Raw genomic sequence first — 15,174 nt, 5'->3', positions numbered from 1 at the left:
GGGTGAGTCTGTAGCGGCTAGGCGTCCGAGCCGTCGCGCCGGTCGGCGCGGTCAGGGCGACCCCGTCGACCACATCGCACGGCTGTCCGCTCCGGCGCCCCTTCCCGGCTGGGCCCGCCCCGCTCACCCCGCCCCGCCCACCGCTCACCCCGCCCACCGCTCGGCCCCCCAAGCCGTCGCGTGCACCAGGCGCGGAAGAATGGTTCCGCGCCGTCCCCCCATCGACGGCCCTCAAAGCTCCGCGTACACCACCGTCGCGTCGTCGTGGGTCTTGCTGCGGCCCAAATGGGTCCGGGTCTCCGCGTCCGCCCGTTCCAGCTCCCGGACGCGGTCCACCAACGCCTGCGCCCCCTCCTCGCGCACGAAGGTGAAGCAGTCCCGCCAGCCGCCCTCGTGGAACTTCTCCACCCATCGGGCCGCCCCGTCCGTCAGCGCCAGCAGGCCGCGGACCGACGACCGCGGCAGTACCCCCGTCACCGCGCGCCCCGCCACCGACGGATCCGCCGCCGCCGTGAAGAAGCCGCCCTCCTTGTTGCGGAGGTGGGCGTCGATCAGCGCGTCCGTGGCCAGGGAGGCGCGGGGCAGCCGGGAGAGGCGGTCGTCCAGGACGGCCGAGACCGAGCCGTCGGACGCCTCCACCAGCAGGGCCGAGTCCGACAGGACCAGGTACTCGACCCACTCCGGGGACCACCGCGCCATCACCACCGTCGCCTGCGGGGTACGCGGGTGAGAAAGGTCACAACCTTCACCATGTGTCTCAGCTGTGCGCACGATCGCCCGGGACAGCACTTCGGCAGGCGGAACATCCCCGAGCGAAACGGCCAGTTCGGTCAGCGCGCCGCCGAGGCGGGCCGTGAACCAGGGGACGGAATGCAGACAGCCCGTCGGACCGGTCGGCGGGGTGACCCCGTCGAGGGCGACCAGTACACCGCCCTGTCCGGAAGCGGGGAGCGCGACACTCGCGAAGTCCTCGTTGGGCCGCTGGACATCGCCGGGTTCCGAGGCAAGTTCCGTACGCATTCGGCCAGTCTGCACGAGCCCTTCACAAGCTCCGTCAAAGGGTGGCAACGATCACGGAATTGACGTAGTCGCGCAGGTCAGACGCCAGATTTGGGAGGGAATGGCTGACTCCGGGCGCGCGTGGTGGCGAATACTGCCATCGGTCCTCGCCGACGTCCAACCGGCCTGCCGCACCAGGCCCGTGCGTGTGCCGCAGGAACTTGCCCACCAACTCCCCTCCGGGGTTCACTCCTTCGGGTGGCGGCTCAGGCGATGCGCGCCCACCGCCCACCGGCGCTGGGAGGGTCGGGAACCGTACCCCGGTGTGTACACCAGTTGACGGAGCGTCACCCCGGGCCCATGGGTATCACGAGTTCAGGAATGCGAGCAGCGGTGCAGAAGACGCGGCCTCGTCGCACAGGCAAGCAGACGGCCTCCGGAACAGGCGCGGAGCGCACACCCGCCACGCCCGCCGACCCCGGGACTCCTGTCGGCAAGGGCCGCCCCACCCACGTCCGCACCCGGCTGATTCTCGCCGTCGCCGTCGTGGCCGCCGCGATAGCCGGGGCAGGCGCCCCCTCCCTCGTCACCGCCTCCGGCGAACTCCACGACTCCCAGGACCTGGTGACGCTCGCCGAGCAGACCCAGGACGCCCTCGACCTCGCCCACGCGCTCGCCGACGAACGCGACGAGGTCACCTCCTACATCGCGGCCGGACGGCCCAGGTCGAAGGCGCCAGGCGAGCAGTCGAGCGCCCGTGTCGACCGCCAGGCCGAGGAACTGCGCGCCGACAGCGACCTGTCCGCCACCCTGCGCGCCGACCTCGACGACATCGCCGCCGTACGGCGCTCCGCGCTCACCGGCAAGACCACCGCCCTCGAGACGCACAACGCCTACTCCGCCGCCATCACCGAACTGCACCACCTCGCCGAGGAACTGGCCGAGCGGATGCCGGCCCGCGCGGGCTCCGGCGCCTATTCCCTCGCCGAGCTGGACTCCGCCGTACAGCAGGCCGCCGCCACCCGCGGACTGCTGCTCGCGGCGCTCAACGTGCCGACGACGACCCGCAGCGTCTACGACCCGATCACCGGCCTGACGAACACCGAGAAGGTCTCCTCGAAGGCCGACGCCGCCCAGCGCGACGCGCTCAGCGCCGCCGCCCAGCAGGCCCGGCTGCGCTCCGACGCGGCCCTCGCCGACTTCCAGGACTCCGCGCCCGCCGACGCCAAGGCGCGCTACGACTCCACGGTCACCGGCCCCGAGGTCAACTCCGCCGACAAGTACCTCGCCGCCCTCACCGACCAGCCCACCCTCACCGGCGGTGAGCTGGGCACCAGCACCGCCAAGCTCGACGCGGCCCTGTCCGCCCGCGTCGACCTCATGCGCGGCGCCGAGTCCGCGCTCTTCGACCGCCGGGTCAAGGAGCTGGAACAGCTCCGGGACGACGACGTCACCGCGCTGGAGCTGCGGGTCGCGATCCTCGGCGCCCTGATGCTGCTGGCCGTCGGCATCGCCACCGCCATGGCCCGCACCCTCACCCGGCCCCTCTCCGTGCTGCGCCGCGGCTCCGCCCGGCTGGCCGGGGCCGAGGACCCCGCCACCGAGGAAGCGATCTCCTTCACCGGCCGCAACGACGAGTTCGCCCAGGTCGTCCGCTCCGTCAACGCCCTGCACGCGCACGCCGTCGCGCTCGCCGAGCGGATCACCACCCTGGAGTCCGACCGCAAGCACCTGGTCGGCCAGCGGCAGAAGATGGCCGACGCCCGCGAGCAGCTCAAGAGCGAACTCGCCGACTCCGCCGCCCAGTTGACGCGGCTGCGCACCACCATCGGGGCGACCTTCGTCAACCTGGCGCTGCGCACCCTCGGCCTCGTCGAGCGGCAGCTCGCCGTCATCGAGGGCCTGGAGGAACGCGAGCAGGACCCGGAGCGCCTCGCGACCCTGTTCAAGCTCGACCACTTCGCCACGGTCATGCGCCGCCACAGCGAGAACCTCCTCGTCCTGGCCGGCACCGAACACGTGCAGCAGAGCGCCGGGCCGGTCCCGCTCGTCGACGTGGTCCGCGCCGCGGTCAGTGAGATCGAGCGCTACGAGCGCGTCCGTATCGCCGCCCTGCCGCCGCACGCCCACGTGGTCGGCTTCGCCGCGGACGACCTCTCGCACCTGCTGGCCGAACTGATGGAGAACGCCACCGCGTTCTGCCCGCCCGACCTGCCCGTCGAGGTCTCCGGCTGGCTCCTGGAGAGCGGCGAGGTCATGCTCTCCGTCCAGGACGAGGGCATCGGCATGACCGCCGAGCGGATGACCACCCTCAACTCCCGCCTCGCCGAGTTCGATCCCGAGGCCGCCTACGAGTCGTACGACGAGGGCGACGAGGGCGACGAGGGACTGGGCCTCGGCCTGTACGTAGTGGCCCGCCTCGCCCACCGGCACGGCGTCCGCGTGCAGCTGCGCGAGCAGAAGCAGGGAGGTGTGGCCGCCGTGGTGGTCCTCCCCAAGCCGCTGCTCACCGCCGCGCCCACCTCCGCCGTACCGGCCGCCGGCACCGGCCCGGTCACCGGCGCGACCCACTCCTTCTCCCTCCCCGGCGCGGACGCCGAGGTCAACTCCAACGTCCTGAGCGCCCGTTCGCAGGGCGACGACCCCCTGGTGTCCCTGGCCGAGACCGCCGTACGCCACGCGGAGGCGGAGACTCCCGCCGAGACGACGATGGAACTCCTGGCCCCGGTCCCGGCAGAAGAGGAGCCGGCCCCCGCACCGGACGCGCCGTCGGCACCCGAACCCGCGGCCGCCGGCGAAGCCGAGGCCGAACACACCCGCGCCGACGAGGAACCCCTCACCGACAAGGGCCTCCCCAAGCGCACGCCCAAGATCACCGCGCCCACCGCCCCGGCCCCACGCCGGCGCAACGCGTCCGTGGACGCCGACGCACTCCGCCGCAGGCTCGGCGGCTTCCACCGGGGGGCGGAGGCCGGCCACCGCGACGTGGCGGCGGAGATCAAGGAACAGACCGGCGAGACCAAGCTGCCCACCGCAGAACACCGCACACAACGCACCGCATCCGAAGAAGCCACGGGGGGCACAGCCGAGGAGGCAAGCAGTTGACCGCGCCCAGTACCTTCGGACTGAGTCGTGAAGCCCGCAATCTCCACTTCCTGCTGACCAACCTCGTCGAGGAGGTCCCCGGCGTCCAGTCCGTCGCCGTGGTCTCCTCCGACGGCCTGCTCCTGCTCTCCTCCGACGCCGACCGGAACGCGGAGGCACGCGAGGCCCGTGAGGGGAAGCCCTCTGGCCCGCGCGGCTCCTCCGCCGACCTCGCGACCATCGTCTCCGGCATCGGCAGCCTCACCCTCGGCGCCGCGAAGCTCATGGACTTCGGCACGACCAAGCACACCATGATCGCGATGGACGAGGGCAGCCTGTTCGTGATGTCGATCAGCGACGGTTCGCTGCTCGGTGTGCACGGCTCCGCGGACTGCGACATGAGCGTCGTCGCGTACCACATGGCACTGTTCGTGGGCCGCGCCGGACACGTCCTGACCCCCGAACTCCGCAGCGAGCTGCGCCAGTCGCTGGAGAACGACGCGACAGGGAGCGCCCGATGACGAACAGGCCCGAGCTCCCGGTCCGCGGCGGCGACCGCAAGGCCGCCCGGGTACGGCCGTACTCGCTCACCGGCGGCCGCACCCGCTTCGGCCACGTCCTCCTGGTGGAGACCTTCGTGGCGGCCCTGGAGGCACCCGAGGAGCGCAAGCAGCTCACCAACGGCTCGCTGAGGTCGGTCATGCCGGAGCTGCGGGCCATCGTCGAACTGTGCCGCCGGATGCGCACGGTGGCCGAGATCGCCGCGCTGCTGAAGATGCCGCTCGGCGTGGTCCGGGTGCTCCTCAGCGACCTGGCGGACCAGGGAAAGATCCGTGTGTACGGCACCGGGACCGGTCACGGTACGGGCCGTCCCGACCGCGCTCTGCTGGAAAGGGTGCTGAGTGGACTCCGTCGCCTTTAGGGACCTCGCGTTCGAGGACACCGACGACAACCTCAAGTCCTGGCAGACGGACCGTACCCGGGCCCCCATCGCCACGAAGATAGTGGTGGCCGGCGGCTTCGGCGTCGGCAAGACCACCCTCGTCGGCACCGTCTCGGAGATCGAGCCCCTCCAGACGGAGGCGCTGATGACCGAGGCCAGCGAGCAGGTCGACGACCTCACCGGCACCCCGGAGAAGGTCACCACCACCGTGGCCATGGACTACGGCCGCATCACGCTCGACGACGACCTGGTCCTGTACCTGTTCGGCACGCCGGGCCAGGAGCGGTTCTGGTTCATGTGGGACGACCTGGTGCGGGGCGCGATCGGCGCCGTCGTCCTGGCCGACACCCGCCGCCTCAAGGACTCCTTTCCCGCCCTCGACTACTTCGAGAGCTGCGGACTGCCGTACGTCGTCGCGGTCAACCACTTCGACGGCAGCGAGCTGTTCGAACCGGAGGACGTGCGGGAGGCACTCAGCGTCCCCCGGCGCATACCTGTCATGATCATGGACGCGCGGCGGAAGATCTCGGTCATCGAGACCCTGCTGTCCCTCGTCGGCCACGCGCTGGACGAGACCCCCGAGTAGTCCACCTTTAGGAGCCAGCACCCGCATGCGGAAGATACTCGTCGTCGGAGCCGGCCAGTCCGGCCTCCAGCTCGCCCTCGGCCTCCAGTCGCACGGGTACGAGGTCACCCTGATGTCCAACCGGACGGCGGACGAGATCCGCTCCGGCCGGGTCATGTCGACGCAGTGCATGTTCCACACGGCACTCCAGCACGAGCGCGATCTCCAGCTGAACTTCTGGGAGTCCCAGGCCCCGAAGATCGAAGGGCTCGGCGTCTCGGTGGCGGCCCCCGGCTCGTTCGACCCGGGGCCCTCGCAGCGCGCGATCGACTGGCTGGGCACACTCGACGGGTACGCGCAGTCGGTCGACCAGCGCGTGAAGATGGCCGGCTGGATGGAGACGTTCGCGCAGCGCGGGGGCCAGCTCGTCATCCACGGCGCGGCGGTCGGCGACCTCGACTACTTCTCCCGCACGTACGACCTCGTCCTGGTCTCGGCGGGCAAGGGCGAGCTGGTGTCGATGTTCGCCCGCGACCCGGAGCGCTCCCCGTACCGCGAGCCGCAGCGCGCCCTCGCCGTCTCCTACGTCCACGGCCTGGGCCCGCGCCCCGAGCACCCGGACACCGAGGCCGTCCGCTGCAACCTCGTCCCAGGCGTCGGCGAACTGTTCGTCATGCCGACGCTCACCACCTCCGGGCGCGCCGACATCCTGTTCTGGGAGGGCATACCCGGCGGCCCCCTCGACGTCTTCAACGGCGTGAAGGACCCGGCGGAACACCTCTCCCTGACCCTGGAACTCATGGAGAAGTTCCTGCCCTGGGAGTACGCGCGCGCGACCAACGTCGAACTCACGGACGCCGGCGCCACTCTGGCCGGCCGCTACGCGCCCACCGTGCGCAACCCCATAGGCCGCCTGCCCGGTGGGGGACTGGTCCTGGGCGTGGCCGACGTCGTCGTCGCCAACGACCCGATCACCGGGCAGGGCTCCAACTCCGCGTCCAAGTGCGCGGCCTCCTATCTCGCGTCGATCCTCGACCAGGGCGAGAAGGAGTTCGACGAGGAGTGGATGCGGGCCACGTTCGAGCGGTACTGGGCCACCGCCCAGCACGTCACCAAGTGGACGAACGCGATGCTCGCCCCGCCGCCGGAGCACATCCTGAACCTGATCGGGGCGGCCGGACAGCTGCAGCCGGTGGCGGATCGCTTCGCCAACGGCTTCGACGACCCGGCCGACTTCGAGAACTACTTCTACGACCCGGAGAAGGCGGACGCGTACGTGGCTTCGGTGGCCGGGGCCTGACCGTCGTCGTCCGGACGTACGGCTCCGAGGAGCGGGTGGGACGCGATCGGGGACACCTTGACCTTCTCGCCCGTTCTCGGGGCCTCGATGACCTCGCCGTTCCCGACGTACATCGCCACGTGAGTGGCCTCCGGGAAGTAGATCACCAGGTCACCCGGGCGCAGGCCCGTCAGCGGGACCCTCGGCAGCCGCGCCCACTGTTCCTGGCTGGTCCTCGGGATCGGGGTGCCGGCATGGCTCCAGGCCTCGGACGTCAGGCCTGAGCAGTCGTACGTCCTCGGGCCCTCCGCGCCCCACTCGTACGGCTTCCCCAGCTGCCGTCGCGCGTACCGCAGGGCCGCCTCGCCCTCCTTCGACGGCTTGCGCTCACCCTCGCCCAGGGCGCCCGACGTCGTCAGCTCCCGCTGGGCCTTCTCGACCCCCTTCTCCTCGAACTCGGCCAGCTTGGTGAGCTGTTCGGCGGTGAGGGAGGTGAGAAGTTCCTCCACGCCTGCCAGCTTCTTCCGTACGGCGTCCCGGTCCCTCTTCTGCCGGGCGGCGAGCGTGAGCTGGTCGTCGAGCGCCTTGCGCGCCCGGCGGGCCAGGTCGTCGGCGCGGTGCTCGGTGCCGGTCAGGCGGCCCACGGTCTCGGCCCGGTCCTGCGCCAACTGGCCGATGACATGGCCCTGTTCCAGAGCGTGCTGGGGGTCGCGGGCGAGCAGGAGGCGGACGTACGGCGAGATGTCGGTGCTGCTCTGGTACTGCTGGCGGGCCAGCCGCCCCGCGGCACCCCGGCTGTCGTGCAGCGAGAGCCGGGCCTTGGAGAGCGCGGCGTCCAGGCGGCTCACCTCGGCGCGCTTCTGCTTCAGCTTCTCCGCGGTGGCGTTGTAGGTCTCGGTGGCCTGCTCGGCCTGCCGGTACAGCCGCTGAAGGTCCGTCAGCAGATCGGCGACGGAACGCTCCCGCGGCTCCGGCTCGGGTGCGGCCGCCGCGGGCAGCGGTGCGAGGACGGCACCGGCCGCCACCGCCGCCGTACACACCAGACGCAGAAGCCTTCCTGACACGTCATCACCTCCGGTGCGGAGCAGCCCCTCTGTTCCGCACGGTGAGCATCAGGCGGCGTCGGCGACTTCGCGCGCCGGGTGTGGGCGGTTCGGAGCAACCTCGTCACCCGTCGGTGTCAGCCGGCTTGTCGGGCTTGTCGGGCTTGGACCACGGCCACTTCAGCCGGTCGCTCGCCTTGCCCTCGGGGTCGTACGTGTACTTCCACCCCTTCTGGATCCCCAGCCTGGTGTGCCCCCTGGGCTCCCGGCGGTAGACCAGCACGGTGGCCGGGCCGCCGGCCGTGTCGGGGACGGGGATGCGGTACGTCTTCGGCGGATGACCGGTCGGTCCCAGCAGCACGGGCAGCACCCGGCCGTCCATGGGACCGCCCTCGAAGGGGGTGTCTTCGCTCTTCACGGCACCAGTCTCAGCCATCCGCCGCAAGCGCCGTGACCAGCGCGGCGGTCTGCGGATCGCGGTTCGCGGTCACGGAGAGCACGGCGACGAACTGCTCGACCAGCCAGTCGCGCAGTTCCCCGACCGGGGGCTGCTTGCTCTCGTCGAGCCAGATCAGGGAGGCCGCCTCCACCGCGGTGATCCACATCCGTACGGTCATGCGCAGCCGCAGGCCGGGCTCGGTGACGCCGAGGTGGCGCAGGATGTGCTCGGCGGCGGCCCGGCGTACGCCGTCGACGATGGCGGTGGTCCGGGACGTCTCGACGACACTGCCGCCCTGGAGCAGGGCGCTGAAGCCGGCGTCGTGCTCGTCGACGAAGGCGAGGTAGCGGTCGAGGGCGCGGGAGAGGCGGATGAGGAGGGGGCCGTCCCGGGGTTCGTCGAAGCACTGCTCCAGTTCGTCGGCGGCGGACCGGAGCGCGGCCTCGTAGAGCTGCTGCTTGCCGCCGGGGAAGTACCGGTAGACGAGGGGACGGGAGACTCCGGCCGCTTCCGCCACGTCGTCGAGGGACACGTCCTCGGGGGCGCGGTGCGCGAAGAGGCCGAGAGCGGCCTCGAGAAGCTGACTGCGTCGCTCCTCGACGCCGAGTCTGCGGTAGGCGGGCGCGGATGGGGTCATGCCTCGAAGGGTAGTCGGCCGTCCGCGAGTCCGTTGTGGCTGGTCGCGCAGTTCCCCGCGCCCCTTGAGCAGGTCCAGCTGAGTTCGTTCAGGGGCGCGGGGAACTGCGCGACCAGCCCCCCACCGGCCCGCAGCCGACTATCAAGCCAGCAGCCCCGAGGATTTCCACAGCCTCCGCCCGACACCCCGCAGCACCCCGATGTCGTCCAAGAAATCGGTCAACCTCTTCGCGCCGGTCTGCATGACCTCCCTCCGGTGCCCACTGGCCTGCACCTGCGCGAGAGCGGCCCGCTGGTCCAGGCCGACATTCGTGTACACCTCCGGGTTCACGAACGCCACGGAGAAGACCCGCGCGAACTCCCCGGACGTGACCCGGGTGAACTCCTGCGACCACCGCGGAGCGGAGACCATTTGCCGCCGCAGCTCCTCGCGGGCGTAGCGGACATGCCGTGCCTCCTCCACCACGTGGATCCGCGTGACCCCCCGGATCAACGGCTGCACCCGCTCGTCCGGGAAGGTCAGCCGCTGCATCCAGTCGAGGATCTCCTCACCGAGCAGCGTCGCCGTGAAGGACCCCGGGGTCGTGGAGATCGTCTTGAACAGCCGTCCGAGCTGCTGGTGGGCCCGGCTCACCGGATACCAGGGCGTGTCGCCCCGGGTGATCAGCCGCGCGAACATCTTCGAGTGCCGGCACTCGTCCTCGATCTCGGTGAGCGCGTACCGCACGTGCGCGCTCGTGGCCGCCTTGTCGTAGATGTGACGGCACAGCAGCTGCATGAGGATGATCTCGAACCAGATCCCCAGCGAGGCCAGCGCCGCGGCCTCGTGCCGGGAGAGCAGGATCCGCTGCTCCTCGCTCATCCGCCGCCACATCGGGGTGTCGTACAGCGAGACCAGTTCCGGCGGCCAGAACCACAGGCCCTCCTCGAAGGGCGCGTCCCAGTCCAGTTCCTCGTCCGGATCCAAGGAGTGCTTCGCGGAGGAGTCGAGCAGCCGCTCGGCGACCTGCTCCCGGTCCTTGAGCAGGCCGAGGGCGTCACGCAGCCCTTCGAGCGCGTCGACATCTGTCAGACTCGTCATGGCTCTTATGAGACTGCTTGTCAGCAAGACCGTCAATCCCCTGCGCGCGACCTGTTGATGCGGCGTCTACAAAGGGGCTGCCTGCGCACCCCCGACGAGTCCATCTCCGTCCACGGCGCCAAGTGCTGGAGGAAGTTCACCGAGAGGCGATGGTGTGCGCCGCGCGGATCGTGGAGTCCGTGCCCTACCTCGGCATGCAGGTCCTCGAGGCCGGAGTCGAGGTCAGAGATGGCGCGGGTCGCGGAGGTGGAGGAGGCCGTTCGGGCGGGCGCCGCCGAGGCGTGACGGATCACCTGCGTGCAGTAATGTGCTGACGTGTCCACGCCTATGCCGCCCCAGTCTCCCTACGGGGCGCCACCTCCCTACGCCCCCCAGAACCCTTACGGCCAGCAGCCCCCTCAGGGCCCCTACGCCGCCGGCCCGTACGGACAGCCGCAGCCGCAGCCCGTCGGCTACGGCTGGGGCGTGCCCCCGATGGCCCCGCCGCCCCCACCGAAGCGGCGGCTCGGACTCGTGTTCGGCATTCTCGGTGGATTCGTCGCCGTGAGCGTGGTGGGGTTCGCCGTGTACGGCTCGAAGCTGGCCGACGTCGGCTTCCCGGAGGCCAAGTACCGGCTCTCCCTCCCCAAGACCCTGGTGGACAACCGCTACGAACTCACTCGGGACGTCTCTGATTCCGAGGGTCGAAAGCTCAAGGAACAGGCCGCCGGTGGCTGGGACGTGAAACTTGCGGGTGTCGCGTACGGGCATTACAGCCCCGGCGGTGACGAGGCGAAGGGCGACCTGGTGGTGATGGGTCTGTACGGCCGGTTCAAGGACCCCGAGTGGAGCCGGAACGACATGATGAAGGGTGGCGGGGACGGAGAAGGCGCGGAAGTCGTCGTGGCCCCGAAGGACTTCCACCCGGCCGGCTCCGGCGGCATCACGATCACCTGCGAGGTCAGCACCCGGACGGACAGCGGTGTGAAGGTGACGCTCCCGCTCTGTGGCTGGGTCGACGCCAACACGTCGGGATCGGTGTTCGAGGTGACGAACACCGCGACCACGGACGACCCCTCGGACGTGGACCTCGACAAGCTGGCCGCGACCACCCTCCGGATCCGCTCGGAGATGCGGAAGCCGATCTAGACCGAGCAGCCCAGGTCGTCGGGGAGTTCGAGGGCCGTGACCGGCTCCGCGCCCTGCGCCGGGAACGGCGTCCGCAACGTGAACGCGTACGGCGTAGGCCCGTTGGTGCGCAGGTGCAGCAGGCGGGACTCCGCCTCGGCGACCGTGGGGCGGTGTCCGGCCGGGACCCACCACAGGGCCACCATCGCCTCCTGGACCCGCTCGAAGAACTCCCTGCGGCGAGCGAGCATCTCGCGGTGCCGGCCCTGGTACATGTACGCCGTCAGGGCGTCGGCGTCGCGCCACACCGACATGTTGATGATCAGCCACTCGTCGCCGAAGACGGCGATGTCCGTCGCGTCGCCGGCATCGCCCTCCAGCCGCCAGACGAAACCGTCGGCGGCGTCCGCGTCGGCGTTCACGGGATCGAGGTTGTCGACGAAGTCCTTCAACTGCGCCGAGTCCAGAGGGGCTTTGAGACGGCCGATGTTCACCTGGGCGAGTTGGTACGCGGTGGCTCCAGTCATGGACCGAACGGTAGGTCGGCTGCCCGGCGGTCCTCAACCCCTGTCTCACTCCTTGGCGTTGAGCACCGCCTTCATCACCGCCCGCGCGATCGGCGCCGCCACCCCGCCCCCCGTGATGTCCCCCCGGACCGCCGACGCGTCCTCCACCACCACGGCCACCGCGACCTTGGGCTGCATGTCCCGCTCACCCTGCGCCCACGCCACGAACCAGGCGTACGGCATCCCGGCGTTGCCGATGCCGTGCTGGGCCGTGCCGGTCTTGCCGCCGACGATCGCGCCCGGGATGGCCGCGTTGGTGCCGGTGCCCTCGGTCACCACCTGGGTCATGAGCTCCTTCAGCACGGCGGCCGTCTCCGGGGTCATCGCCTGCCGCACCGGACGCGGGCCCGCCGTGTCCACGATGCTGCCGCCGGCCGTGGTGGTCCGCTCCACCAGATAGGGCGTGCGGATCTGCCCGCCGTCGGCGACGGCCGCCGAGACCATGGCCATCTGGAGCGGGGTCGCGCGGGTGTTGTACTGGCCGATCGACGACAGGGCCAGCTGCGCCCGGTCGACGCTCGGGTCGAAGGTGCTGCGGGCCACCGAGAAGGGGATCCGCAGGGCGTCGTCGTTGAAGCCGAAGGCGCGCGCGGTGGCCGTCATGTCCCGCACCCCCACGTCCACCCCGAGTTTCGCGAACACCGTGTTGCACGACCACCGGAAGGCCTCCCGCAGGGACAGGTCCTCGCAGCCGTCGGACTCGTTGCTGAGCGAGGTGGTGGTGCCGGGCAGGGTGTACGGCGCCGGCGAGTCGGTCGGCGCGTCCACGTCCCTGATCACCCCCGCGTCCAGCGCGGCCGCCGCGGTGACCACCTTGAACGTCGAACCGGGCGGATAGGTCTGCCGTACCGCCCGGTTGAGCATCGGCTTGTCCGGGTTGGCGTTGAGCCACGCCCAGGAGCGGCCCACCCCGGGGCTGTTGCCCGACAGCACCCCGGGGTCGTACGACGGCGAGGACACCAGCGCGAGGACGCGTCCCGTCGCCGGTTCCAGGGCCGCCACCGCGCCCTTGCGCCCGGCGAGCCCGCGGAAGGCCGCCTGCTGCGCGGCCCCGTTGAGCGTAGTGACGACGTCTCCGCCCGGGTTGCGTCTCCTCGTGAAGTCGTTCCACAGCGGGAACGGCGTCAGCATCGGGTCCGAGCCGGACAGGACCGGGTCCTCGGTGTGCTCCAGGAGGGTCGTGCCGTACTCCTGCGAGGCGAAGCCGGTGACCGGCGCGTACAACGGTCCGTCCCGGTACGTCCGTTCGTAGCGCAGCTGCTCCCCGGTGTCCCGGGACCCGGTGACCGGCCGCCCGTCGACCAGGATGTCACCGCGCTCACGGCCGTAACGGGCGATGTTCTCGCGGCGGTTGGCCGGGTTCGTGTCATGGGCGCGGGCCTGGAAGACCTGGACGCGGATGGCGTTGACGAGCAGCGCCACGAGCAGCAGGGCGCAGAAGCAGGCGGCGTGCCGGATGTAGCGGGTCATGCCGGGGCCTCGTGTCGTCACGGGGTCTCCTTGTCGTCGTACTGGCCGTGGGCCGAGTCGCTCACCCTGATCAGCAGGGCGACGATCGCCCAGTTGGTGACGACCGACGAGCCGCCCTGCGCGAGGAACGGCATGGCCATGCCGGTGAGCGGGATCAGTCCGCCGACCCCGCCCGCGATCACGAACACCTGGAGCGCGACGATCGAGGCGAGGCCGGTCGCCAGGAGCCGTCCGAAGGGGTCGCGCAGGGCGAGGCCCGCCCGGTAGCCGCGCTCCACGAGCAGGGCGTACAGCAGGAAGATCGCGGACAGGCCGGCCAGGCCCAGTTCCTCTCCGGCCGTCGCCAGGATGAAGTCGGACTTCGCGGCGAAGCCGATCAGGACGGAGTGGCCGAGCCCGAGCCCGGTGCCGAGGACCCCGCCCGCCGCGAAGGCGAACAGGGACTGCGCGAGCTGGTTCGGTCCCTGGCCCGCCTCGATCGACGCGAACGGATGCAGCCAGTCCTCCACCCTGGTGTGCACATGCGGTTCCAGCCAGCCCACGGCGAAGGCGCCGACGGCGGCCAGCAGCAGGCCCAGCGCGATCCAGCCGGTGAGCCCGGTGGCGACGTACAGCAGGACGACGAACAGTCCGAAAAACAGCAGCGAGGTGCCGAGGTCCCGCTCCAGGACGAGGACCCCGACGCTGATCAGCCAGATGGCGAGGAGGGGGCCAAGGACCCGGCCGGTGGGCAGCTGAAGCCCCCAGAACCGCCGCCCGGAGGACGCCAGCGCGTTCCGGTTGGTCGCGAGATACGCGGCGAAGAACACCGCGAGCAGAACCTTCGCGAACTCGCCCGGCTGGATGGAGAACCCGGCGATCCTGATCCAGATCCGGGCGCCGTTCACGGCGGGGAACAGGATCGGGACGATCAGCAGGGCGAGCGCGGCGGCGACACAGACGTAGGCGTAGCGCTGGAGCACGCGGTGGTCGGGCAGCATCAGGACGACCACGATGAACAGGGTCACCCCGACCGTGGACCACACGAGCTGGGTGGGGGCCGCGCGGTCGCCGGGCGTCTCCAGGTCGAGCCGGTAGATCAGTACCAGGCCCAGGCCGTTGAGCAGCACGCCGATGGGCAGCAGCAGCGGATCGGCGTACGGCGCCCTCAGGCGCACCGCCAGATGGGCGAGGAACGCGAGCACGCCGAGCCCGGCGCCGTAACCGGCGGCGCCGGGCGGGACGGTGCCGTGCCTGGCGAGGCCGACCGCGCAGTAGCCGTACACCGACAGCAGGACGGCGAGGACGATGAGGGCCAGTTCGATGCCACGGCGGTGGGGCAGGCGTACCGCGCGAGCGGAGGTGTCCGCGGGGGCCACGGTGGTTCCGGCCTTGGTCATGTCCGGAACTTACCCAAATAGGGCGTGATGTCTGCCTAGCGTGACCGGGATGTCAGCACCAGCGTGGCGCCGACCCGATGGTCCTGATGTACCGGGCCGCTCCCCAGGCCCAGGTGCCGTCGGTGAGGAGGTACCACTGGCGGTTGCCCTGGACGCTCTGGCCGTTGGTCCTGCAGAAGATGGAGACGACCTCACCCCGTTCGGCCCACCGGATGATCTGGCCGCCCCGGTTCGGCGCACTGCGCAGAGCCAGCGAACTGGCCGTCACCACGCCCCGGGACAGGCGTTGGTTCTGGTTCTGATTCTGGTTCGAGTTCTGGTTCCAGTCCGAGTTCGAGTTCGAGTTCTGGCTCTGGTTCTGGTGGTTCCCCGAGGCGCTCTGGGGGTCGTCGCCCCACTCGTCGCCGGCGACGGCGGGCGTGGCGAGGGCGGTGACGGCGAGGGCGCAGGCGGCGACGGCTATGGGGAAACGGGAGCGCAGGGACATGGGGGGACCTCCGTGAGGGGAGTGCGAACCTGACTGTTCGCCACGTTAGGAGGCGTGCGGACGGGTCGCCTTCTCAGATGGGCCATAGGAGAAGCG

General features: G+C 70.9%; 15 protein-coding genes. 6 read left to right on the top strand and 9 right to left on the bottom strand.

The window, feature by feature from the left end:
- Window positions 1-231: 231 nt before the first annotated feature.
- Window positions 232-1,020 (bottom strand): protein phosphatase 2C domain-containing protein, encoded by a 789-nt coding sequence (locus D1369_RS13090; RefSeq protein WP_118082456.1) that lies wholly within the window; start codon window positions 1,018-1,020, stop codon window positions 232-234.
- A 372-nt stretch (window positions 1,021-1,392) separates the two neighbouring features.
- Between D1369_RS13090 and D1369_RS13085 the strand changes: the two genes are divergently transcribed.
- Genes D1369_RS13085 through D1369_RS13065 form a run of 5 tightly spaced genes read left to right on the top strand, consistent with a single transcriptional unit; the run spans window position 1,393 to window position 6,891 of the window.
- Complete coding sequence (locus D1369_RS13085; protein WP_037901419.1) at window positions 1,393-4,104, top strand: sensor histidine kinase; 2,712 nt, start codon at window positions 1,393-1,395, stop codon at window positions 4,102-4,104.
- Window positions 4,101-4,604: a roadblock/LC7 domain-containing protein gene (locus D1369_RS13080; RefSeq protein ID WP_007384673.1), complete on the top strand. Its 504-nt coding sequence runs from the start codon at window positions 4,101-4,103 to the stop codon at window positions 4,602-4,604. Before D1369_RS13085 ends, D1369_RS13080 begins: the two co-directional genes overlap by 4 nt.
- Window positions 4,601-5,005: a DUF742 domain-containing protein gene (locus D1369_RS13075; RefSeq protein ID WP_007384674.1), complete on the top strand. Its 405-nt coding sequence runs from the start codon at window positions 4,601-4,603 to the stop codon at window positions 5,003-5,005. The genes D1369_RS13080 and D1369_RS13075 overlap by 4 nt, the downstream gene beginning before the upstream one ends.
- A complete protein-coding gene (locus tag D1369_RS13070) occupies window positions 4,986-5,612 on the top strand; it encodes an ATP/GTP-binding protein (protein ID WP_007384675.1) in 627 nt (208 codons plus the stop codon). Before D1369_RS13075 ends, D1369_RS13070 begins: the two co-directional genes overlap by 20 nt.
- A gap of 25 nt (window positions 5,613-5,637) precedes the next feature.
- Window positions 5,638-6,891 carry a styrene monooxygenase/indole monooxygenase family protein gene (locus tag D1369_RS13065; protein WP_007384676.1) on the top strand — a complete coding sequence of 418 codons (1,254 nt, stop codon included), beginning with the start codon at window positions 5,638-5,640 and terminating at the stop codon, window positions 6,889-6,891.
- Here the strand turns inward: D1369_RS13065 and D1369_RS13060 are convergent.
- The 4 genes from D1369_RS13060 to D1369_RS13045 all read right to left on the bottom strand — a co-directional run bounded on the left by D1369_RS13060 (window position 6,840) and on the right by D1369_RS13045 (window position 10,069).
- Window positions 6,840-7,934, bottom strand: a complete 1,095-nt coding sequence (locus tag D1369_RS13060; protein WP_086023222.1) for a C40 family peptidase — start codon at window positions 7,932-7,934, stop codon at window positions 6,840-6,842. The two genes, D1369_RS13065 and D1369_RS13060, sit on opposite strands and share 52 nt — an antisense overlap.
- Window positions 7,935-8,037: 103 nt before the next feature.
- On the bottom strand, window positions 8,038-8,331 hold the full coding sequence (locus tag D1369_RS13055; protein ID WP_037901421.1) for a hypothetical protein: 294 nt from the start codon (window positions 8,329-8,331) through the stop codon (window positions 8,038-8,040).
- Window positions 8,332-8,341: 10 nt separating this feature from the next.
- Complete coding sequence (locus D1369_RS13050; protein WP_007384679.1) at window positions 8,342-8,989, bottom strand: TetR/AcrR family transcriptional regulator; 648 nt, start codon at window positions 8,987-8,989, stop codon at window positions 8,342-8,344.
- Between the two features lie 141 nt (window positions 8,990-9,130).
- Entirely contained in the window at window positions 9,131-10,069 is a 939-nt protein-coding gene (locus D1369_RS13045) for a diiron oxygenase (protein WP_007384680.1), read from the bottom strand.
- Between the two features lie 315 nt (window positions 10,070-10,384).
- Between D1369_RS13045 and D1369_RS13035 the strand changes: the two genes are divergently transcribed.
- Window positions 10,385-11,197: a hypothetical protein gene (locus D1369_RS13035; protein WP_037901423.1), complete on the top strand. Its 813-nt coding sequence runs from the start codon at window positions 10,385-10,387 to the stop codon at window positions 11,195-11,197.
- Here D1369_RS13035 and D1369_RS13030 read toward each other — a convergent pair.
- From D1369_RS13030 to D1369_RS13015, 4 genes are read right to left on the bottom strand one after another with little or no spacing between them, the layout of a single operon-like run.
- Window positions 11,194-11,703, bottom strand: a complete 510-nt coding sequence (locus D1369_RS13030; protein WP_007384682.1) for a DUF3291 domain-containing protein — start codon at window positions 11,701-11,703, stop codon at window positions 11,194-11,196. The genes D1369_RS13035 and D1369_RS13030 overlap by 4 nt on opposite strands.
- Before the next feature lie 45 nt (window positions 11,704-11,748).
- Window positions 11,749-13,212, bottom strand: a complete 1,464-nt coding sequence (locus D1369_RS13025; protein ID WP_007384683.1) for a penicillin-binding transpeptidase domain-containing protein — start codon at window positions 13,210-13,212, stop codon at window positions 11,749-11,751.
- Window positions 13,213-13,229: 17 nt separating this feature from the next.
- Complete coding sequence (locus D1369_RS13020; RefSeq protein WP_007384684.1) at window positions 13,230-14,591, bottom strand: FtsW/RodA/SpoVE family cell cycle protein; 1,362 nt, start codon at window positions 14,589-14,591, stop codon at window positions 13,230-13,232.
- Between the two features lie 52 nt (window positions 14,592-14,643).
- On the bottom strand, window positions 14,644-15,078 hold the full coding sequence (locus D1369_RS13015) for an SH3 domain-containing protein (protein WP_007384685.1): 435 nt from the start codon (window positions 15,076-15,078) through the stop codon (window positions 14,644-14,646).
- Between the last annotated feature and the right edge of the window lie 96 nt (window positions 15,079-15,174).

It is taken from the genome of Streptomyces sp. CC0208 (genome assembly GCF_003443735.1).
Lineage (GTDB): Bacteria > Actinomycetota > Actinomycetes > Streptomycetales > Streptomycetaceae > Streptomyces > Streptomyces sviceus.
This window is presented reverse-complemented; position numbering and strand designations above follow the sequence as displayed.

Coding starts and splice junctions, on each gene's coding strand:
- D1369_RS13015 (WP_007384685.1), bottom strand. CDS start 15,078: ATGTCCCTGCGCTCCCGTTTCCCCATAGCCGTCGCCGCCTGCGCCCTC.
- D1369_RS13025 (WP_007384683.1), bottom strand. CDS start 13,212: ATGACCCGCTACATCCGGCACGCCGCCTGCTTCTGCGCCCTGCTGCTC.
- D1369_RS13090 (WP_118082456.1), bottom strand. CDS start 1,020: ATGCGTACGGAACTTGCCTCGGAACCCGGCGATGTCCAGCGGCCCAAC.
- D1369_RS13030 (WP_007384682.1), bottom strand. CDS start 11,703: ATGACTGGAGCCACCGCGTACCAACTCGCCCAGGTGAACATCGGCCGT.
- D1369_RS13050 (WP_007384679.1), bottom strand. CDS start 8,989: ATGACCCCATCCGCGCCCGCCTACCGCAGACTCGGCGTCGAGGAGCGA.
- D1369_RS13045 (WP_007384680.1), bottom strand. CDS start 10,069: ATGACGAGTCTGACAGATGTCGACGCGCTCGAAGGGCTGCGTGACGCC.
- D1369_RS13075 (WP_007384674.1), top strand. CDS start 4,601: ATGACGAACAGGCCCGAGCTCCCGGTCCGCGGCGGCGACCGCAAGGCC.
- D1369_RS13020 (WP_007384684.1), bottom strand. CDS start 14,591: ATGACCAAGGCCGGAACCACCGTGGCCCCCGCGGACACCTCCGCTCGC.
- D1369_RS13065 (WP_007384676.1), top strand. CDS start 5,638: ATGCGGAAGATACTCGTCGTCGGAGCCGGCCAGTCCGGCCTCCAGCTC.